Consider the following 20503-nt stretch of genomic DNA (forward strand, 5'->3'; position numbering starts at 1 on the left):
GGGTCTGACTTGGGGCCCCAACCAGAGGCGATGAACGAGATGCAAGCCAGTTCCGATCACGCCGACCAACTGGACCTCGCCCTCGGCCCGATCGAATTGCGGGATGATCTCCAACGCCCTGATCTGGACCTCGATCTGGACGGGGACACGCTGCGCGAGGAATGCGGGGTGTTCGGCATCTTCGGCCACCCTGAGGCCGCCGCCATCACCGCGCTCGGATTGCACGCCCTTCAGCATCGCGGCCAGGAAGCCGCCGGCATCGTCTCCTTCGACGGCTCCCGCTTCCACTCGGAGCGCCGCCTCGGCCTGGTCGGCGACACCTTCTCCCGCCGCGAGGTGATCGAGCGCCTGCCCGGCAATGCCGCGGTCGGCCATGTCCGCTACTCCACGACCGGCGCGACCATCCTGCGCAACGTGCAGCCGCTGTTCGCCGAACTGAACGCCGGCGGTTTCGCGGTCGGCCACAACGGCAATCTCACCAACGGTCTCACCCTGCGCCGCGAACTGGTGAAGGGCGGCGCGATGATGCAGTCGACCACCGACACCGAGGTGATCCTGCATCTGGTGGCGCAGTCCAAGCGTTCCCGCTTCGTCGACCGCTTCATCGAATCGCTGCGCGCGATCGAGGGGGCCTACGCACTGGTGGCGCTGACCAACAAGAAGCTGATCGGCGCGCGCGATCCGCTCGGCATCCGCCCGCTGGTGCTCGGCGATCTCGACGGCCGCCCGATCCTGACCTCGGAGACCTGCGCGCTCGACATGATCGGCGCCAAATACGTCCGCGACGTCGAACCCGGCGAGATCATCGTGTTCGACGAGAGCGGCGCGCACAGCCACAAGCCGTTCCCGCCGAAGCCGCCGCGGCCCTGCATCTTCGAATACATCTATTTCTCGCGGCCGGATTCGATCGTTGGCGGCCGCTCGGTCTATGACGTCCGCAAGGCGTTCGGTGCCCAGCTCGCCCGCGAGAGCCATCCCGAGGTCGACGTCGTCGTTCCGGTGCCGGACTCCGGCGTGCCCGCCGCGGTCGGCTACAGCCAGTTCTCCGGCGTGCCGTTCGAGCTCGGCATTATCCGCAACCACTATGTCGGCCGCACCTTCATCCAGCCGACCCAGAGCGTGCGCGAGCTCGGCGTGCGGATGAAGCATTCGGCCAACCGCGCCGCGATCGAAGGCAAGCGCATCATCCTGATCGACGATTCGCTGGTGCGCGGCACCACCTCGATGAAGATCGTGCGCATGATGCGCGATGCCGGCGCCCGCGAGGTGCATTTCCGCCTCGCCTCGCCGCCGATCCTCTATCCTGATTATTACGGCATCGATCTGCCCGACCGCGGCGGCCTGCTGGCAGCGACCCATTCGGTCGAGGAGATGCGCGAGATCATCGGCGCGGATTCGCTGGCCTTCCTGTCGATCGACGGCATGTACCGCGCGATGGGCTATCCCGGCCGCGATCCGGCGAACCCAAGGTTCTCCGACCATTGCTTCACCGGCACCTATCCGACCCACCTCACCGATCACAGCGAAGTCGAGCCGCAGCCGCGGCAATTATCGCTGCTGGCCGAGGCGAGCTGACACCTGTGTCGTCCCGGCGAAAGCCGGGACCCATATGTGGACGGCCCCCGTGGCACAAGAGCTTTTTGAGCGGATCGGATCGCTTGCATCCATATGTCCGGCCTTTTGAGTGCGATCGGATGGATCGCTGGCCAAGATGGTTTGCGCGATGCGAGTTCCAAACAACCACGCGGCCTGTTGACGGCCGATGGGTCCCACGGACTGTCTCGCATCGTTGCTCGATCGATCGCTCCATCTGCTCCTGCAGCTCCGGGTCGGCTGACGAGCGAGCCCGCCAGCCGGCCAATCTGTTAGACGGCGACTGCCGCGGTGGCATTGATCCGTGCGGCGTCATAACTCTCGCCGGTCGCCATCAGCTTCCAGGCGATGCGGGCCACCTTGTTGGCGAGCGCCACGGCGGCAAGCTTCGGTGGCTTGCGCTTGATCAGGGCCAGCAGCCAGCGCGAGTGATGGCCGCGCCCGCGTCTGGCCTGCTGGATGACCGCCGTTGCCCCGATCACCAGCAGGCGGCGCAGGTCCTCGTCGCCCGCCCGCGTGATCCTGCCAAGCCTGGTTTTGCCGGCGGTGGAGTGATCCTGGGGGGTGAGGCCGAGCCAGGCTGCGAAGTGACGGCCGGAGCGGAAAGCATGGGGATCGGGTGTCTTCATCACGAGCGTCGTTGCAACGATCGGCCCGACAGAAGGGATCTGCGCCAGACGCCGGCCCACGGCGTCGGAGCGGTGCCAGGCCATCAATCTGGCTTCGATCTCCTGCAGCTCGCCCACGAGTCTGGTGTAGTCGCGGCCCAGCACCGTAAACAGCTCGCGTGCCAGGGCAGGAAGCGTCTCGTCCTGCGCAATCCGCGCCAGCAGCGGCTCGATCTTGTCGGTCCCTTGGGCCCCGATCAGGCCAAACTCCGCCGCATGGCCGCGGATCATATTGCCGAGCTGGGTGCGCCGGGCGATCAATCCAGCGCGGACACCCGTCAGCATCAGCGCGGCCTGCTGCTCGACCGTCTTGACCGGCGCGAACCGCATGCTCGGCCGGCTCATCGCTTCACACAGCGCCTCCGCATCCCGACCGTCGTTCTTGTTCCGCGACACATAGGGCTTCACCAATTGCGGCGCCATCAACTTCACCTCGTGGCCCAGCTTGCGAAGCTCCCGTGCCCAATGGTGCGAGGCCCCGCAGGCCTCCATCCCGATCACGGTCGGCGGCAACTTGGCGAAGAACTCCAGCACCTGCTTGCGCGCAAGCTTCTTGCGCAACACAGGCTGTTCCGCCGCATCAACCCCATGCAGTACAAAAATATACTTCGACGTATCCATTCCAATGCGGATAATCTCTCTCACGGACGGCTCCCTTGTCTGAGATTTGCAACAACCTCATTCTGGCACACTGATGCCGTAGGGGGCCGTCCACACCATCAACCACCAGCCTGCGTGGCCGGGGCAGTATTAGACACGAACACCGTCTCCCATCATAACCGTCACGGCGTATGGGTCCCGGCTTTCGCCGGGACGACGATTTGCTAGAGCCCCTTCCATGACAAAACCCCTCGCTTCCCGTATCGCCCTCGTGACCGGCGCCTCGCGCGGGATTGGCTATGCCACGGCGGTGGCGCTGGCCAAGGCCGGTGCGCATGTCGTGGCGGTGGCGCGCACCCTAGGTGGCCTGGAAGAGCTCGACGACGAGATCAGGAAGCACGGCGGCAGCGCCACGCTGGTGCCGCTGACCCTCACCGATTATGAGGGCATCGCCCGCCTCGGCCTCGCGCTGCATGAGCGCCACGGCAAGCTCGACATCCTCGTCGGCAATGCCGGCGTCCCCGGTCCTTCCTCGCCGCTCGGCCATATCGAATTGAAGCCGTGGAACGACGTGATGGCGCTCAACGTCACCGCGAACTTCCAGCTGATCCGCTGCATGGACCCATTGCTGAAGCAGTCCGACGCCGGCCGCGCGGTGTTCGTGACCTCGGGCGCCGCCCACAAGGCCAACGCCTATCTCGGCCCCTATGCGGCGTCGAAAGCCGCGTTGGAGGCGCTGGTGCGCTCCTGGGCCAATGAGACCGCGAACACGAAGATGCGGGTGAACCTGTTCAGCCCCGGCCCGATCCGCACGAGGATGCGCGCCACAGTATTTCCCGGCGAAGACCCGATGACGCTCGACACGCCCGACATGGCCGCCGATTTCATCCTGCCGATGTGCTCGCCCGACTGGACCGAGACCGGCAAGCTCTACGACTACAAGGCACGTGCGCTGAAGGAATTCCAGCCGCCGGCGTGAGGCGCGGCGTTCTCTCCGCCGTCATTGCGAGCGAAGCGAAGCAATCCATGGCTCAGCATATGCGGAGCGACGGATTGCTTCGTCGCTACACTCCTCGCAATGACGGCGAGACGATTGACTCCCCTGTCGCCCCACGATTGACTGCCCTCCCCAGCGGCTCACCCGCCAAGAAAAATCACGGGAGGCATTCATGACGCCGACGCTCAATCGTGCGCGCTCCACACTGTCCGGATTGATTTTCTCCGCCTGCGTTGCATCGCTCGCCCTCTTCGTCCAGCCCGCGTCCGCTCACGCCGGCGACATCCCGACCTTCGCAGTCGATGCCTCCTGGCCGAAGCAGCTCCCGAACAATTGGATCATCGGCCAGATCGGCGGCATCACGGTCGACTGGCAGGGACATATCTGGGTGATCCACCGCCCGCGCTCGCTGACCGATGCCGAGAAGGCGGCCACGCTTAATCCACCGCGCGCAAAATGCTGCGTGCCGGCGCCGCCGGTGCTGGAGTTCGACGTCGACGGCAATCTGCTGCGGTCCTGGGGCGGTCCCGGCGACGGCTATCAATGGGTCGGCCGCGAGCACGGCATTACGGTCGACGAGCGCGGCTTCGTCTGGATCGGCGGCAATGCCGACGACGACAGCGCGATCCTGAAGTTCACGCTCGACGGCAACTATCTCGGACAGATCGGCAAGATCGCGCCGCGCACCAACAGCAACGACACCACGCAGCTCGGCAAGCCCGCTGCGATAGCGATCGACAAGGCGGCCGACGAACTCTACGTCGCCGACGGCTACGGCAACCGCCGCGTCATCGTGTTCGACGCCACCACGCTGGCCTACAAGCGGCTGTGGGGCGGCTATGGCAAGACGCCCAACGATGACAAGCAACCGCCCTACAATCCCGCCGCGCCGGTGCAGCAGCAGTTCGGCAATCCCGTGCATTGCATCCAGATCGCCGATGACGGGCTGGTCTATGTCTGCGATCGCAGCCAGGACCGCATCCAGGTGTTCAAGAAGGACGGCAGCTTCGTGAAGGAGTTCTTCTACGAGAAGGGCACCCTCGGCGACGGTGCGGTGTTCGATCTCGCGCTGTGGCCCGATCCGAAGCAGACCTATCTGCTGAATGCGGACGGCGCCAACAACGAGATCCGCGTCATCAAACGCGACGACGGCAGCGTGGTCGGCACGTTCGGCCACACCGGCCGCAATGCCGGGCAATTCGCCCTGCTGCATGTCATGGCGGTCGATCAGAAAGGCAACGTCTATACCGGTGAGGTCGAGGGCAAGCGCATCCAGAAGTTCAAGCTCACTTCGAATGCCCTGAAATAAGGCACGCGCCGGATGACGCTTCGACGCAGCTTCTCCGGCTTTATGCGGATTGCCGCTTGTCCCCGGACGGGGTAAGCGGGAACCCAACCGGCAAAGGGCTCCATCTCAAGAGGGCCGTCCGGGGACATTCACAGGGAGGGACTTCTCATGACGACGACGCTCGCGCGGCGCTACGCCGTGCTTTTCGCCTGCGCCGCTTTCAGCGTTGCGGCGCCTGCCTTTGCTCAGGACAAGAACGTCAAGATCGGCGTGCTCAACGACATGTCGGGTCTCTATGCCGACATTGGCGGCCCGAACTCGGTGGCCGCGGCCAATATGGCGGTGGAGGACTCCGGCCTGCTCGCCAAGGGCTGGAAGATCGAGGTCCTCAGCGGCGATCACCAGAACAAACCCGACGTCGGCGTCAACATCGCGCGCCAGTGGATCGACAACGAGAAGGTCGACATGATCACCGATACGCCGAACTCCGGCGTTGCGCTCGCCGTGAGCAATCTGGTGAAGGAGAAGAACTCCATCATGCTCAACTCGGGCGCGGCGACCGCCGACCTGACCGGCAAGGCCTGCAACGCCAACACGATCTCCTACACCTTCGACACCTATATGCTCGCCACCGGCACCGGCAAGGCGCTGACCAAAGCCGGCGGAGACAGCTGGTTCTTCCTTACGGCCGACTACGCCTTCGGCCATGCGCTGGAGCGCGACACCTCGGCGGTCGTCACCGCCAACGGCGGCAAGGTGCTCGGCGGGGTCAAGCACCCGCTCAACACCGCTGATTTCTCCTCCTTCCTGCTGCAGGCGCAGGCCTCCAAAGCCAAGATCATCGGGCTGGCCAATGCCGGCGGCGACACCACCAACGCGATCAAGCAGGCCTCCGAATTCGGCGTCACCGCAGGCGGCCAGAAGCTTGCCGCGCTGTTGCTGTTCGTCAACGACGTGCATGCGCTGGGCCTGAAGATCGCGCAGGGCCTCACCTTCACCGAGTCGTTCTACTGGGACATGAACGACCAGACCCGGGCCTGGTCGAAGCGCTTCCAGACGCGCTCGCCGAAGAACTCGATGCCCTCGATGACGGTCGCCGGCGTCTATGCGGGCGTGCTGCATTATTTGAAGGCGCTCGACGCGATGGGCGGCAATCCGCATGACGGCGCCAAGGTGGTCGCCAAGATGAAGGAGATCCCGACCGACGATCCGCTGTTCGGCAAGGGCCCGCTGCGGATCGACGGCCGCCGCATCATCCCGGCCTATCTGTTCGAGGTGAAGAAGCCGGAAGAGTCGAAATATCCGTGGGACTATTACAAGCTGATCGCCACGATCTCGCCGGAAGACGCCGCCAAGCCGCTGGAGGCCAGCGACTGCCCGCTGGTGAAGAAGTAAACGGCGTTACTTCATCGGGTCGCGCGGAATGCGAGTGACGCTTTCGCGCGACGCAACGAATTCGATGTCGTCCCGGGCGAGCGAAGCGCGACCCGGGACCCCATAACCACCGATGGTTATCATTGTGCAGCGCTGGGGCCACGGCAAACTTCGAGACTCTATCCTGTGGTTATGGATCCCCTGCTTTCGCAGGGACAACAAGGTGGATGGGGCTCGGCTAATTCCTAGCCACGCTACGCTTTCGTTGCGGCCGTCGCCCGCACCGCGATCACCAGCGCGAGCAGCAACAACGCGCCCGCCAGATAGAACGGCGCGCCGGGCATTTTCAGCGGCGCGCTATCGCCGATGAACCAGGCGAAGGTCAGCGTGAACAGGAACGGGCCGATCAGCTCCGAGACGCTCTGCACGCTGGAGATTGCGCCCTGCAACCGGCCCTGCTGATCCGGCGCGACGAGCTGCGTCGTCAGCGCCTGGATCGCGGCGCCCGAGATGCCCCATAGCGCCATCACGGGAATGCCGATCCAGAACAGATGGCCGGTCGGTGCCGCGCCGAAGATCAGGAAGCCGGCCGCGCCGGAGACAAGACCGAGGAACAACGCCTTGCGCTCGCCCAGGTGCTTGACGATCGGGCCGATCGCCGCGCCCTGCACGACCATCGCACAAAGGCCGACCAGCGCGAGCGTCCCGCCGACCGTGGCGGTGCCCCAGCCATACCGATAGGTGGCATAGAGCACGAACGTCGAGGGCAGCACGACATGGGCGAGCTGGGCGAAGAAATTCGCCAGCGACAGGCCGGCGAGCGTTCGGTTCGAGCGCAACAGATGCAGCGCGCCGATTGGATTGGCGCTCTTCCATTTGAACGGCGAGCGGCGCTCCGGCGGCAGCGACTCCGGCAGGATGAACAACCCGTAGAGACCATTGGCGAAGCTCAAGCCTCCGGCGACCCAGAACGGCAGCCGCGGATCGATCTGGCCGAGCAGGCCGCCCAATGCGGGCCCGAGGATGAAACCTGCGCCGAAAGCGACGCCGATCTTGCCGAACATCGCGGCGCGCTGCTCCGGCGCGGTGACGTCGGCAACATAGGCGAACGATGTCGAGATGCTGGCCGAGGTGATGCCCGAGATCATTCGCCCGATGAACAGCCAGCTCAGCGTTGGCGCCAGGGCCATCACGACATAGTCGGCGGCAAGGCCGAAGTTCGACACCAGCACCACCGGCCGGCGGCCGAAGCGGTCCGACAATGCGCCGAGGACCGGCGAGAAGACAAACTGCATCAGCGCCCAGATCGTGCCGAACAGGCCGAAGATGCGCGCCGCGTTCGCGGTGTCGTTGTCGACGAAACCCTCGATCAGTTTCGGCAGGATCGGAATGATGATGCCGAGCGCGAGCATATCCAGCAGCAGGGTGATGAAGATGAAGATCACCGCGCCGCCACGCGCCTGCGGGACAGCCGCAGTGTCAGCCCCCGCCTCTCCGCTCATGACGGCCGCTTGCGCTTGTGGGCGAACGGATTGGCCTTCTCGCGCAGCGTGATCCTGATCGGCGTGCCCGGCAGATCGAAGCCCTCGCGCAGCGAGTTGGTGAGGTAGCGCAGATAGGATTGCGGGATGGCATCGGCGCGCGAGCAGAACAGGACAAAGCTCGGCGGCCGCGCCTTGTTCTGGGTGATGTAGTTCAGCTTCAGCCGGCGGCCCGAGACGGCGGGCGGCGGACTGGCCTGGATCGCCTGCTCGAACCAGCGATTGAGCGCCGCGGTCGGCACGCGCCGGTTCCAGACCGCGTAGGCCTCCTGGATCGCCGTCATCAGGCGGTCGATGCCCTCGCCCATCAGGCCTGAGACGGCAACGACAGGGGCGCCCTTGACCTGCGGCAGCAGGTGGTCGACATCGACGCGCAGCGCCGAAATCAGGTTGGGTTTGCGCTCGACGAGATCCCATTTGTTGACGGCGAGCACGAGCGCGCGCCCTTCCCGCTCGATCAGGTCGGCGATCCGCAGATCCTGCTCCTCGAACTTGTTCTGCGCATCCATGACCAGCACGACGACCTCGGCGAAGCGCACGGCGCGCAGCGCGTCGGCCACCGACAGCTTTTCCAGCTTCTCCTCGATCCGCGAGCGGCGGCGCAGACCCGCGGTATCGAACACCCGGAACTGACGCCCCTGCCAGGTGATCTCGACCGCGATGGCATCGCGCGTGGTGCCGGCCTCCGGGCTGGTCAGCAGGCGCTCCTCGCCGAGCAGATGGTTGATCAGCGTCGACTTGCCGGCATTGGGCCGGCCGACGATGGCGACGCGGATCGGGCGCTGCGCGATCTCCTCGTCCGACATCTCATCGTCGTCGTATTCGATGATCTCGTCGTCCACCTCGATCGGCTCCGGCATCAGCGCGCTGAGCGCGTCGCGGAGGTCGACCAAGCCCTCGCCATGTTCGGCCGAAATCTGGATGGGATCGCCGAGGCCGAGCGCGTAGGACTCCATCGCGCCGATCTCGCCATGCTTGCCTTCGGCCTTGTTGGCGACCAGCACCACCGGCTTGTTGGCGCGGCGAGCGAAATCGGCGAAGGCGCGGTCGGTCGGGGTCAGGCCGGCGCGGGCGTCGACCACGAACATCAGCGCGTCGGCGAGCGCGATCGCGGTCTCGGTCTGCTCCTGCATCCGTGCCGTCAGCGAGCCCTTGGCGCCCTCGTCGAGGCCGGCGGTGTCGATGATGGTGAATTCGAGATCATAGAGCCGCGCCTCGCCCTCGCGACGGTCGCGGGTCACGCCGGGTACGTCATCGACCAGCGCGAGCTTCTGGCCGACCAGCCGGTTGAACAGCGTCGACTTGCCGACATTGGGCCGGCCGATAATGGCAATCGTAAAAGACATGGATTATCCAGGCGCTGCATCGGCAGCGCGCGTCAAACGAATTGAAACAGAATCCTAACGGCTAAACGAGCCGCTCGGCACCGGCGCAGGGAACGGCGCGGCGGATTGTTGCGTGGTCTGCGCCGGGGCCGCCGGCTGCGCGGCGGGTTGCTGCGCCTGCTGGTCGGCGGCGGGTGGCGCGGTGGTGCGGCGGCGAACGATCTTTTTCTTCTGCTTGGGCTCCGGCGGCAGCGCGGCAGGCCCGCCCTCTTCGGGCGCCACGGCAGCGTCGGGAGCGGCGCCCTGAGCTGCGGGCTGCTCGGTGCTCGCGGTGGCAGGAGCGGGCTTGGGCTTGTGCTTCTTCGCCGCCTTGGGCGGTTCGGGCGGCGGCGCAGCCGCGGCGGTCGCGGCAGCGTCCGGCGGCGGGTTGAGCTGGTCCTGCTGCTGCGCGCCCTTGTACAGATCCTTCGGCACGCCCTGCTCAAGACCGGGCACCCCCTCGGGGAACACCGGCTTGCGATCGCCGGGCAGCTTCTTCTTGGTGTCGAGGAAGTCGAGCAGATCGGAGGGGTCGAAATTGGCTATGCCGCCGCCACCGCAGCCCGCCAGCGCGCTGCAAAGCGAGACGAGGATTGCGGCTGCGATCAAGCGTTGCGAGCGGCGCATGGTCGATCTTTCACTCAACTAAAGGTTTCGCCGGTTAGCTTTTGGCGACCGGCGGCAGCAAGGCCTGCACCGCCTCGGCGCGCGAGCGCAGGCTCTGCGGCGTGTCGCCGTCATTGGCAATCTGATCGAGCCATTGCCGCGCAGCGGTAGCATCGTTGGCGTGCCAGGCCGACAGCGCGAGCATTTCGCGTGCGGTATGACGGAAGGTCGAGTCCTTGGCGGTCGCGGGTTCGAGGCGCTGCAGCATGTTCGGATAGGTCGTGGTATCCATCACGAGCTGCGCGGCGCGGATCCGCGCCAGATCCTGCTCGGGTGCGCCGACGCTGCGGTCGGCCGCGATGTCGTCATACAGCTTCGCGGCGGCCTGCTGGTCGCGGGGCGCGACCTCTGCGGCCATGCGCAGCCGCGCCAGCATGCGATAGCCCGATGGCGCCTTGGCGGCGAGTTCGGCGAAGGCGGCTTCCGCCTCGGCATGCTTGTTCTGCTCGGACAATTCAGCCGCGCGGTCGAATGCCGCACCGGCCTCGGCGGCCTTCTTGCCCTCGATATATTGGTAGCCGCGCCAGCCGCCGACGCCCGCAACGACCAGGATCGCTACGGCGATGATCAAAAGCGAGTATCTGTCCCACAGCCGCTTGAGCTGATCGCGACGGACCTCCTCGTCGACTTCATCAAATAATTCAGACACTTAAGTCTATCCCATCCCCTCGCGGCCGCAACCAACGGCCGGGCTCGGCCCACACCCGATCCCCACGTCACGGCGGCGTTACCCTAACGATATGGCGGTGGCAAGGCAAAGCGAGGCGGATCAAAGCGTTAACGGTGGCGGCTTGGACATCGAGCACTTGCGGATCAACCAGCTCCAGGCCGGCAGGCTTATCAAAGTCTCGCCCCCGCCAGATCCGGTTCCGCTCCACCTGGTGCCTTCCAATCGACGACGGCCCAGCATAGTGTCCGGACACAACGCAAGATTGCTAAGGGAAAGCGATGCCCATACTCAATTACGTCAGTCAGAATTCGACAACCGTCAACGTGTCCTATGCAGACATGCCCGTCGGTGCGGACGTGGTATTTGTCGACAAGACCTCCGGGAAGACGACCGCGCCGGTGAATGACAATGCGATCGCCGCGGGCGGCAATGGGCAGGCCGCCATCGAAATTCCAGGCCTGACCAATGGCGACTATTGTTTGCTCGCCCAGAAGGCCGGCACATTTCTCGCGCAGACGGTGACGTTCGCGCTCGCTTAGGCGAGCCCCGCTCGGGCCACATCAAGCGCCTCCCGCAACTGTCGCTTGATCACCTTGCCGTTGGCGTTGCGCGGCAGCGGGTCGGATGTCAGCGCCATGGTCTCCGGCACCTTGTAGTCCGACAGCCGCTCGGCGCACCAGGCGCGTAGCGCCTCGGCCTCGACCGTTGCGCGCGTCACGATCACGGCGTGAACGCGCTCGCCCAGCACCGGGCACGGCTTTGCGATGATCGCGCTCTCGATCACCGCAGGATGGCCTGACAGCACCGACTCGACCTCGGCGGAATAGATCTTCAACCCGCCGCGGTTGATCATGTCCTTCTGGCGGTCGAACACGCGGACAAAGTTTTCCGCATCGATCGAGCCGAGGTCGCCGGAATGCCAGAAGCCGGCGGTGAAGCTTTCCGCTGACGCCTTCGGATTGTTCCAGTAGCCCTTGATGACGGAGGCGCTGCGGATCCAGAGTTCGCCGATCTCGCCGCGCGGCAGCTCACGGCCGTTCGGCCCCATGGCGATGATCTCGGCGCCGGGGCACGGCAGGCCGACGCTGTCGATATGGGAGGCGGTCAGTTCGCCCGGCATCAGGGTCGAGGGCGACGTGGTCTCGGTCGCGCCATAGCAGTTGGCGAGCTTGAGCCCGGGAATCCTGGCGTCGAGCCGCTCGATGGTGGCGACCGGCATCGGTGCCCCGCCGAAGCCGCCGATGCGCCAGCTGGAGAGGTCGTAGCTGTCGAAGTCCGGCTGCAACAGGCAGAGATTGTACATCGCCGGCACCATCACCGTGTAGGTGACACGTTCGCGCGCGGCGACCTTGAGATATTCGGCGGCCTTGAACTCCGGCATAATGATCAGCGCGCCGGCGCAGCGGACCATGGTCGTGACGTTGGCAACAGCGCCGGTGACATGGGCGAGCGGCACCGCGGCGATCGAGCGATCCACCTGCGTCAGCTTCAGGGTCGATACGAACACCATCGAGGAGTGGATGATGTTGCAATGGGCGAGCATCGCGCCCTTGGGCTTGCCCGTGGTGCCTGACGTGTAGAGGATCATCGCAATGTCCTCCTCCCTCACCTCCGCGGGCGCCGGTGCCGGCGCATGGTCGAGCAAGCCAGCGAATTGCGACGCACCGTCGTCGCTGACGAAGATGCGATGCCTCACGTCGGGAATATCGGCGGCGTCAGGTAGGCGCCCGGCGAGTGCCGCCTCATGGACCAGGAGCCTGGCGCCGCAATCGGTCAGCACATAGGCGATCTCCGGCTTCTGCTGGCGTGTCGACAGCAACACCGTCACCAGCCCGGCATGGGCGGCGGCGAACATCGTCAGCACAAACTCGATGCGGTTGCCGAGCAGGATCGCGACGCGGTCGCCACGTTGCAAGCCGAGCTTGTCGAAACCTGCCGCCACCTTCGCCGACAGCTCGGCGACCTCGCGCCAGGTCATGCGCGTGTCGCCGCAAATCAGCGCCTCGCCGTCGCCATTCTGTGCGACGGCTTGCGCAACCATCGCCCACAGGCTCTCCGGCCGATCCACGAAGGCCGGTACGACGCGGTCGCCGAACCGCGGCTCGAGCCGCATCGGCGGCAGGGAATGCTGCGACCAGTCCATCCTAGTGCCGTCTCCTGCCCTGTCAGCTCTTCTTCATGTCGTAGACGTGCTCGGGTCCGGGAAAGGCGCGGCTCTTCACGTCACGCGCGTAACCGGCGACCGCTTCCTCGATCGCCGGACCGAGATTGCCGTAGCGGCGCACGAATTTCGGCGCTCGCGGCGACAGGCCGAGCATGTCCTCGAGCACCAGCACCTGACCGTCGCAGGCCACGCTCGCGCCGATGCCGATGGTCGGCACCGCGATCGATTGCGTGATCTTGCGCGCCAGCGGCTCGGCGACGGCCTCGACCACGATCGAGAAGGCGCCGGCATCGGCAATCGCCTTGGCGTCGTTCTCGATCGGCGCCCAGTTTGCCTCCTCGCGGCCTTGCGCGCGGAATGAGCCGAGCGTGTTGATCGATTGCGGCGTCAGCCCGATATGGCCCATCACCGGAATGCCGCGCCCGGTCAGGAACTCGACCGTCTCTGCCATCCGCACACCGCCCTCCAGCTTGACGGCGCCGCACAGCGTTTCCTTCATGATCCGCACCGCCGAATAGAACGCCTGCTCCTTGGAGCCCTCGTAGGAGCCGAACGGCATGTCCACCACAACGAGCGCCGCTTGCGAGCCGCGCATCACCGCACGCCCCTGCAGGATCATCATGTCGAGCGTGACGGGCACCGTGGTCTCGAAGCCGTGCATGACGTTGCCGAGGCTGTCGCCGACCAGGATGGCGTCGCAGTGACGATCGACCAGCGCCGCGGTGTGCGCGTGGTATGAGGTCAGCATCACGATCGGCTCGCCGTTCTTGCGGGCCCGGAGATCGGGTGCGGTCTTGCGCCTGATGGCGGATTGAACGGACATTGTCAGGCTCCCATCACAGGCACGCCGATCACGACCGGATGGAACGCAAACGCCAGCGCCAGATAAGCGACGACACCGACCGCGATCGCGATCAGGTCGTTGGTTAGCCCGCCCACCGGGATCGGCGGCGCGCCGGCATCCGCGCGGCGCTTCAGCGAGATGCGGTCGTAGACCGCCCAGCCGAGAAACGAGCCGAACAGGATGATCGAGCCGAGGTCGCCATTGGCGAGCAGGTGCGCGGCCGCCCACAGCTTGACGCCCGCCAGCATCGGATGCTTCAGCGTGGTGTAGATGCGGCCGCGGATATAGGACGCCGTCACCAGGATGACGGCCGGCAGCATCAGCGCCACCGTGATGTGCTTGAACGCGGTCGGCGGCGTCCAGACGTCGATCCAGCCGGTGGCGCGGTAATGGGCAAAGCCCCAGACGATCAGCGCGAGGCCTGCGACGGACACCAGCGAATAGACGCCCTTGTAGGCGCCCTCACCCATCGCATTCACCAAGCTCGCGCGCAGCTCGCGCCGGGTGGTGAGCACGTGGACGCCGAGGAACAGCACGAGACCCAGGATCATGACCAGCAGTCCCACGATATTCCTCCCCGATGTCCTTGCTGCCTTCGCGTATCACCTTCGGGCGACGGAGCGCAATGCGTCAGGCCTATGTCAGGGTCACGGCTTTTCGGCCTGCTTGGCGAGTTCGCGATTGTCGACATAGCGGATCATGATCGGGCGGCCGGCGATCGCGCCGCCCAGCCCGCCGGTGAATTTCAGCGGCAGGCAGGCGTCGAGCGAGGCATTGATCGCATTCAGATAGGTCGTGCGGGTGTCCATCGGCACGCCTGACGTGGCGAACGTCATCCGCGGCGCGCCGATCATCTCGCCCGACCGTTTGAAGCTGAACCGCACCGACATCTGCATGCCCTCGTGCGCGTTGTCGGCCGGCGGCGGCGACCAGCAGGTGCGCAGCGCGGCGAAGAGATCGCCGATGGTATCGAGGTCATGGTCCGGCTTCTGGTACTTGGCGGCCTGCCCCTCGGGCGGCACGGTGAGGATCGTGAGCTGCAGATTTTCGCCGTACGGGTAATCCATCTCGGGGAGACACGGCCCGTGATTGAACACGCCGCAATAGGACGGCGTGCAGGGCCCGTCCTCGAGCACGCTGCACGGCGTGTGCGCGAACGGCACCGGATTGAGCTGATGCCGCTCCTGCGCATGCACGGCGGTCGCGAGACCTATGGCCAGCACAGCAAAGGCGAGGCAAATGGCAAGGCGTCGGAGCATGCAAGCGGGCCCTGAATGCGTTGCCAAGAGAATGGTACCGCAGCCGGATCGCATCAAGCGGGGCCACGTTCACTTCCTCGCGCGGTCAAAAATTCCGCTGTCATCGCCCGGCTTGACCGGGCGACCCAGTATTCCAGAGACGGTTGTGATAACCTGAGAGGTCCCGGCGTACTGGGTCCCCCGGTCAAGCCGGGGGACGACACCGAGAATGCCTCACGCCTTCTTCTTCACGTCCTTGACGTTGGAGAAGGTGATGCCCTCGGCGCGCTCACGGGTATAGCCGAGATAGAACTCGTTCTTGGCCATGAACACGGGATCGCCGTCGACGTCGTCGGCGATGCCGGAATTGTTGGCGGCGATGAACGCCTCCAGCTTCTTCTTGTCGTCGGAGGAGACCCAGCGCGCGAGCTGGAATTCCGAGACCTCGAACTCGACCGGCAGCGAATATTCGGCGTCGAGCCGCGCCTTGAGCACATCGAGCTGCAGCGGGCCGACCACGCCGACCAGCGCCGGCGCGCCGTCACGCGGTCGGAACACCTGCACGACGCCCTCTTCCGACATCTGCTGCAGGGCTTCCTTCAGCTTCTTCGCCTTCATCGCATCCGTCAGCCGCACGCGGCGGACGATTTCGGGGGCGAAGCTCGGCACGCCGACGAAAGTCAAATCCTCGCCCTCGGTCAGGGTGTCGCCGATCCGCAGCGTGCCGTGGTTGGGGATGCCGACGACGTCGCCGGCAAAGGCCTCATCCGCCACCGAGCGGTCCTGGGCGAAGAAGAATTGCGGGCTCGACAGGCTCATGTTCTTGCCGGTGCGCACCAGCTTGGCCTTCATGCCGCGGATCAGTTTGCCCGAGCACAGCCGCGCGAACGCGATGCGGTCGCGATGGTTCGGATCCATGTTGGCCTGGATCTTGAACACGAAGGCGCTCATGCGCGGCTCAGCTGCCTCGACCTTGCGCAGATTGGACTCCTGCGCGCGCGGCGCGGGCGCGAACTTGCCGAGGCCCTCCAGCAAATCGCCGACGCCGAAATTGCGCAATGCGCTGCCGAAATAGACCGGCGTCAGATGGCCCTCGCGGAACGCCGCGACTTCGAACGGCTTGCAGGCCTCCGAGGCCAGCGCGAGCTCTTCCTTGACCTCGCCGACGTCGAGATTGGGATTGCGCTTCGCGAGATCGGCGATATCGATCTGCTCGGCCTGCCCGGTCTTGGCACCGCCGCCTTCGAGCAGCCGCACGCCGCCACTGACGACGTCATAGGTGCCGAGGAAGTCACGGCCGCGGCCGACCGGCCAGGTCATCGGCGTAGTGTCGAGCGCCAGCGTCTTCTCGATCTCGTCCAAGAGATCGAAGGTGTCGCGGCTCTCGCGGTCCATCTTGTTGATGAAAGTGATGATCGGGATGTCCCGGAGCCGACAGACCTCGAACAGCTTTCGCGTGCGCGCCTCGATGCCTTTTGCCGCGTCGATCACCATGACCGCGGAATCGACCGCGGTCAGCGTGCGATAGGTGTCTTCCGAGAAGTCCTCATGGCCCGGCGTGTCCAGCAGGTTGAACACGAGCTCGTTGAACTCGAAGGTCATCACCGAGGTGACGACCGAGATGCCGCGCTCGCGCTCGATCTTCATCCAGTCCGAACGCGTGTTGCGCCGCTCGCCCTTGGCCTTGACTTGGCCCGCGAGATTGATCGCGCCGCCGAACAACAGCAGCTTTTCGGTCAGCGTGGTCTTGCCGGCGTCGGGATGCGAGATGATCGCAAACGTGCGGCGTCGCGCCACTTCCTCTGCGAGCGGCGAACGGGGCGGCGATTCGGCTGAAATAGCGGTATCGGACATAGCGGGGCAGCGTTTGGCAGGGAAAACGGGCGCAATCAAGGGCGTTTTGTCGCAAGGCGGAATGGCCCGGGAAGGTACGAGAAGGACGACCTTCACCTCACGACATCACCTGCGGGGACGACCCTGCCTTATCCGGAGGGTTCGTTATGGCATGGGCCATCTTGTTCGTCGCTGGTCTGCTCGAGATCGGCTGGGCCATTGGGCTGAAATACACCGAAGGTTTCTCACGGCTGCTGCCGTCGGCGCTGACGCTGGTGGCGATGGCCGGCAGCGTCATCCTGCTCGGCGTCGCGCTCAAGACCCTGCCGATCGGAACCGCCTATGCGGTCTGGACCGGGATCGGCGCCGTCGGCACCGCGGCGCTCGGCATCATCCTGTTCGGCGAACCGGCGACCGCGATGCGCCTCGCCAGCATCGGGCTGATCGTCGCCGGCATCGCCGGGTTGAAGCTGGTAGGCTGATCAGCGAAGGACCCCGCTGTTAGCCGCCTGCCCTACAGCGACCGCCGGAAAAAATGCCCGATCTCGCCGATGATACCACGGCGGAACGTCAGCACGCAGACGACGAAGACCGCGCCCTGGATCACCGTCACCCATTGCCCGAGACCGGACAGATATTGCTGCATGGCGACAATGATGAAAGCGCCAACCACCGGGCCAAACACGGTGCCGAGCCCACCGACCAGCGTCATCAGCACGATTTGCCCGGACATCGCCACTTCGACGTCCGTCAACGATGCATTTTGCGCGACGAACACCTTCAGCGAGCCGGCCAATCCTGCCAGCGTTCCCGACAGGATATAGGCGAGCAGCTTGTACTGATCGGTCTTGTAGCCGAGCGATACGGCGCGCGGCTCATTCTCCCGGATCGATTTGAGGACTTCGCCAAACGGCGAGTTGATGGTCCGGTAGATCAGGAGGAAGCCGCCGAGGAAGCCGGCCAACACGACGTAATAGAGCACCGTCGGCTTGGAGAGGTCGAAAACGCCGAACAGATGGCCCTGCGGGATGCCCTGGATGCCGTCTTCGCCGTGGGTGAAGGGCGCCTGCACATAGATGAAGTATAGCAGCTGCGACAGCGCCAGCGTGATCATCGCAAAGTAGATGCCCTGACGTCGAATGGCGACCAGTCCGGTGATGACGCCAAGTGCCGCGGCGGCCGCGGTACCGGTCAATATTCCAAGCTCCGGCGGAAGACCCCAGACTTTGAGGGCGTGTGCCGTGACATAGCCGGCCGTGCCCAGAAACATGGCATGGCCGAACGACAACAATCCGCCGTAGCCGATCAGGAGATTGAAGGCGCAGGCCAGCAGCGCAAAGCACAGCGCCTGCATGACGAAGAACGGGTAGATGCCGGTCAACGGCACGATCGCAAGCAACACCGTCATGATGCCAAACGCGATCATCTCGTCGTGGACGCCGCGCGAGGTCACCGGAATTGAGTCGTCAGTCATCGCCGTCATGTCAGGCCGCCCGTCCCGTTAGTCCTGTGGGCTTCACCAGCAGCACCAGCACCATCAGCACGAACACTACGGTGTTGGAGGCTTCCGGATAGAAGTATTTCGTCAGTCCCTCGATCACGCCGAGCGCAAAGCCGGTGATGATCGATCCCATGATCGACCCCATGCCGCCGATCACCACCACCGCGAACACCACGATGATGACGTTCTCGCCCATCAGCGGCCGCACCTGGTTGATCGGCGCCGACAGGACGCCGGCAAGCGCGGCAAGCCCAACGCCTAGGCCGTAGGTCAGCGTGATCATGCGTGGCACGTTGATGCCGAAGGCGCGGACCAGGGTCGGGTTTTCGGTAGCGGCACGCAGGTAGGCGCCGAGCCGGGTACGTTCGATCAGGTACCAGGTCCCAAGACAGACGATCAGCGAGAAGATCACCACCCAGGCGCGATAGATCGGCAGATACATGAAACCGAGGTTCATGCCGCCCTTGAGTGTGTCGGGGATCGAATAGGGCAACCCGGAGGAGCCGAAGTAATTCTGAAATACGCCCTGGATGATCAGCGCCAGCCCGAAGGTCAGGAGCAGCCCGTAGAGATGGTCGAGCCCGGCCAGCCATTGCAGCATGGTGCGCTCGAGGATCATGCCGAAGATGCCCACGATGATCGGCGCGAGGAGCAGCGCCCACCAGTAATTGATGCCGCCAAGATTGAGCAGGAAATACGCCACGAAGGCGCCCATCATGTAGAGCGCGCCATGCGCGAAATTGATGATGTTGAGCATGCCGAAGATCACGGCGAGCCCCAGACTGAGCAGCGCGTAGAACGAGCCGTTGATCAGTCCCACCAGAAGCTGTGCGTAAAGAGCCTGCATCGATTTTAGCTTTCGCTACCTGGATGAAGCCCGCCGGTCACGCCTTGACCGGCGGGCATGATCGTCATTTCTTCAGCAATGCGCACGTGCTCTTGGCGAGCGGCGTGAAGGCCTCGTCGGCCGGGATCGTGGCCATCAGCTTGTAGTAATCCCAGGGTCCCTTGGACTCTTCCGGCGACTTCACCTCGAACAGATAGGCCGGATGAATGGCGCGCCCATTGGGCTCGATGCTGCCCTTGCCGAACAGCGGATCGTCGGTCGGGATATCCTTCATCTTGGCCACCACCTTGGCGCCATCATGCGGGTTGCCGCCGAGTGCTTCGAGCGCTTTCAGATAATGTAGCGTGCCCGCATACACCCCTGCCTGCGCCATGGTCGGCATCGCATGCGTCTTCATCCGCGCCTGGAAGCGCTTGGAGAACGCACGGGTCTGGTCGTTCATGTCCCAGTAGAAGGTTTCGGTCAGGTTGAGGCCCTTGGCCGTGCTCAGACCGAGCGAATGGATGTCCGAGATGAACATCAACAGGCCAGCCAGCTTCTGTCCGCCCGCGGTCAGTCCGAATTCGGCGGCCTGCTTGATCGCGTTGGTGGTGTCGCCGCCGGCATTGGCAAGGCCGACGACCTTCGCCTTGGAGGCTTGGGCCTGCAGCAGGAAGGAGGAGAAGTCTGCGGTGTTGAGCGGATGCTTGACGCCGCCGACCACCTTGCCGCCCGCCGCCTCGACCGCCGCCGTCGTATCGCGCTCGAGGGCCGCGCCGAAGGCATAGTCGGCCGTGACGAAGAACCAGGTGTTGCCGCCGGCCTTGGTCAGGGCGGTACCCGTCCCGTGCGCCAGCATATACGTATCGAAGGTCCAGTGAACGGTGTTCGGCGTGCACTGCGCGTTGGTGAGGTCGGAGGTGCCCGCGGCGGAATCAATCAGGACCCCGTTCTTTTCCTTCACGAGATTGCTGACGGCCAGCGCAACGCCCGAATTGGGCACGTCGACGATCGCGTCAACCTTCTCGACGTCGAACCATTGCCGCGCAATGTTGACGCCGACGTCGGGCTTGTTGAGATGATCACCTGAAATGACGTCGATCTTCCAGCCCTTCCCGGTCAGGCCGGAATCCTCGACCGCCATCTGGGCGGCAAGCGTCGATCCGGGGCCGCCGAGATCGGCGTACAGCCCGGATTGATCGGACAGCGAGCCGATTTTGACGACCTTGTCCTGCGCCAAGGCAAGCCCGGTGCCCGCCAGGGTCAATGCCGTGCCCAATAGTAACGACGTAAAAGACTTCATCCTCATGAGTTCCTCACTTCCTGCTTTTTTTCT

Annotated in this window: 19 protein-coding genes; 6 read left to right on the plus strand and 13 right to left on the minus strand. The window is 64.9% G+C overall.

Going from position 1 to position 20503, the window contains the following annotated elements; all coding sequences use genetic code 11:
- The first annotated feature begins 30 nt into the window (after positions 1-30).
- A complete protein-coding gene (purF, locus tag ACP2YO_RS27090; RefSeq protein WP_426434222.1) occupies positions 31-1575 on the plus strand; it encodes an amidophosphoribosyltransferase in 1545 nt (514 codons plus the stop codon).
- A 290-nt stretch (positions 1576-1865) separates the two neighbouring features.
- On the opposite strand, the gene ACP2YO_RS27095 is transcribed toward purF, so the two are convergent.
- A complete protein-coding gene (locus ACP2YO_RS27095) occupies positions 1866-2906 on the minus strand; it encodes an IS110 family transposase (protein WP_426434223.1) in 1041 nt (346 codons plus the stop codon).
- Positions 2907-3099: 193 nt separating this feature from the next.
- Between ACP2YO_RS27095 and ACP2YO_RS27100 the strand changes: the two genes are divergently transcribed.
- From ACP2YO_RS27100 to ACP2YO_RS27110, 3 genes are all read left to right on the plus strand, one after another.
- Positions 3100-3840: an SDR family NAD(P)-dependent oxidoreductase gene (locus ACP2YO_RS27100; protein WP_426434224.1), complete on the plus strand. Its 741-nt coding sequence runs from the start codon at positions 3100-3102 to the stop codon at positions 3838-3840.
- 190 nt (positions 3841-4030) lie between these two features.
- Positions 4031-5167, plus strand: coding sequence for a hypothetical protein (locus ACP2YO_RS27105; RefSeq protein WP_426434225.1), 1137 nt, complete (start codon positions 4031-4033; stop codon positions 5165-5167).
- A 147-nt stretch (positions 5168-5314) separates the two neighbouring features.
- Positions 5315-6541 carry an ABC transporter substrate-binding protein gene (locus ACP2YO_RS27110; RefSeq protein ID WP_426434226.1) on the plus strand — a complete coding sequence of 409 codons (1227 nt, stop codon included), beginning with the start codon at positions 5315-5317 and terminating at the stop codon, positions 6539-6541.
- Between the two features lie 233 nt (positions 6542-6774).
- Here the strand turns inward: ACP2YO_RS27110 and ACP2YO_RS27115 are convergent, their stop codons facing one another.
- The 4 genes from ACP2YO_RS27115 to ACP2YO_RS27130 are packed head-to-tail and all read right to left on the minus strand — an operon-like array spanning position 6775 to position 10740.
- A complete protein-coding gene (locus ACP2YO_RS27115) occupies positions 6775-8022 on the minus strand; it encodes a TCR/Tet family MFS transporter (protein WP_426434227.1) in 1248 nt (415 codons plus the stop codon).
- On the minus strand, positions 8019-9407 hold the full coding sequence (der, locus tag ACP2YO_RS27120) for a ribosome biogenesis GTPase Der (protein WP_426434228.1): 1389 nt from the start codon (positions 9405-9407) through the stop codon (positions 8019-8021). The genes ACP2YO_RS27115 and der overlap by 4 nt, the downstream gene beginning before the upstream one ends.
- 54 nt (positions 9408-9461) lie before the next feature.
- Positions 9462-10052, minus strand: coding sequence for a hypothetical protein (locus ACP2YO_RS27125; RefSeq protein ID WP_426434229.1), 591 nt, complete (start codon positions 10050-10052; stop codon positions 9462-9464).
- Positions 10053-10086: 34 nt separating this feature from the next.
- Positions 10087-10740, minus strand: a complete 654-nt coding sequence (locus ACP2YO_RS27130) for a tetratricopeptide repeat protein (RefSeq protein WP_426434230.1) — start codon at positions 10738-10740, stop codon at positions 10087-10089.
- A gap of 299 nt (positions 10741-11039) precedes the next feature.
- Here ACP2YO_RS27130 and ACP2YO_RS27135 point away from each other — a divergent pair, with 299 nt between their 5' ends.
- Positions 11040-11300, plus strand: a complete 261-nt coding sequence (locus tag ACP2YO_RS27135; protein WP_426434231.1) for a hypothetical protein — start codon at positions 11040-11042, stop codon at positions 11298-11300.
- Here ACP2YO_RS27135 and ACP2YO_RS27140 read toward each other — a convergent pair.
- From ACP2YO_RS27140 to ACP2YO_RS27160, 5 genes are all read right to left on the minus strand, one after another.
- The gene (locus ACP2YO_RS27140; protein ID WP_426434232.1) at positions 11297-12904 is read right to left on the minus strand and encodes a class I adenylate-forming enzyme family protein; all 1608 of its coding nucleotides are present in this window, start codon (positions 12902-12904) and stop codon (positions 11297-11299) included. The two genes, ACP2YO_RS27135 and ACP2YO_RS27140, sit on opposite strands and share 4 nt — an antisense overlap.
- A 22-nt stretch (positions 12905-12926) precedes the next feature.
- Positions 12927-13748 (minus strand): 3-methyl-2-oxobutanoate hydroxymethyltransferase, encoded by an 822-nt coding sequence (gene panB, locus ACP2YO_RS27145; RefSeq protein ID WP_426434233.1) that lies wholly within the window; start codon positions 13746-13748, stop codon positions 12927-12929.
- A gap of 2 nt (positions 13749-13750) precedes the next feature.
- Positions 13751-14335: an NnrU family protein gene (locus tag ACP2YO_RS27150; protein ID WP_426434234.1), complete on the minus strand. Its 585-nt coding sequence runs from the start codon at positions 14333-14335 to the stop codon at positions 13751-13753.
- 81 nt (positions 14336-14416) lie between these two features.
- Positions 14417-15028 (minus strand): hypothetical protein, encoded by a 612-nt coding sequence (locus ACP2YO_RS27155; RefSeq protein ID WP_426434235.1) that lies wholly within the window; start codon positions 15026-15028, stop codon positions 14417-14419.
- A 213-nt stretch (positions 15029-15241) separates the two neighbouring features.
- Positions 15242-16861, minus strand: coding sequence for a peptide chain release factor 3 (locus ACP2YO_RS27160; RefSeq protein ID WP_426434236.1), 1620 nt, complete (start codon positions 16859-16861; stop codon positions 15242-15244).
- 146 nt (positions 16862-17007) lie between these two features.
- Here ACP2YO_RS27160 and sugE point away from each other — a divergent pair, with 146 nt between their 5' ends.
- Positions 17008-17322 carry a quaternary ammonium compound efflux SMR transporter SugE gene (gene sugE, locus ACP2YO_RS27165; RefSeq protein WP_426434237.1) on the plus strand — a complete coding sequence of 105 codons (315 nt, stop codon included), beginning with the start codon at positions 17008-17010 and terminating at the stop codon, positions 17320-17322.
- Between the two features lie 32 nt (positions 17323-17354).
- Here sugE and ACP2YO_RS27170 read toward each other — a convergent pair whose 3' ends face one another.
- The 3 genes from ACP2YO_RS27170 to ACP2YO_RS27180 form a co-directional block, all read right to left on the minus strand.
- Entirely contained in the window at positions 17355-18323 is a 969-nt protein-coding gene (locus ACP2YO_RS27170) for a branched-chain amino acid ABC transporter permease (RefSeq protein WP_426434238.1), read from the minus strand.
- 1 nt (position 18324) lies between these two features.
- Positions 18325-19188, minus strand: a complete 864-nt coding sequence (locus ACP2YO_RS27175) for a branched-chain amino acid ABC transporter permease (RefSeq protein WP_426434239.1) — start codon at positions 19186-19188, stop codon at positions 18325-18327.
- 64 nt (positions 19189-19252) lie between these two features.
- On the minus strand, positions 19253-20476 hold the full coding sequence (locus ACP2YO_RS27180) for an ABC transporter substrate-binding protein (protein ID WP_426434240.1): 1224 nt from the start codon (positions 20474-20476) through the stop codon (positions 19253-19255).
- Positions 20477-20503: the final 27 nt, after the last annotated feature.

This window comes from Bradyrhizobium genosp. P (assembly GCF_049949265.1).
GTDB lineage: Bacteria > Pseudomonadota > Alphaproteobacteria > Rhizobiales > Xanthobacteraceae > Bradyrhizobium.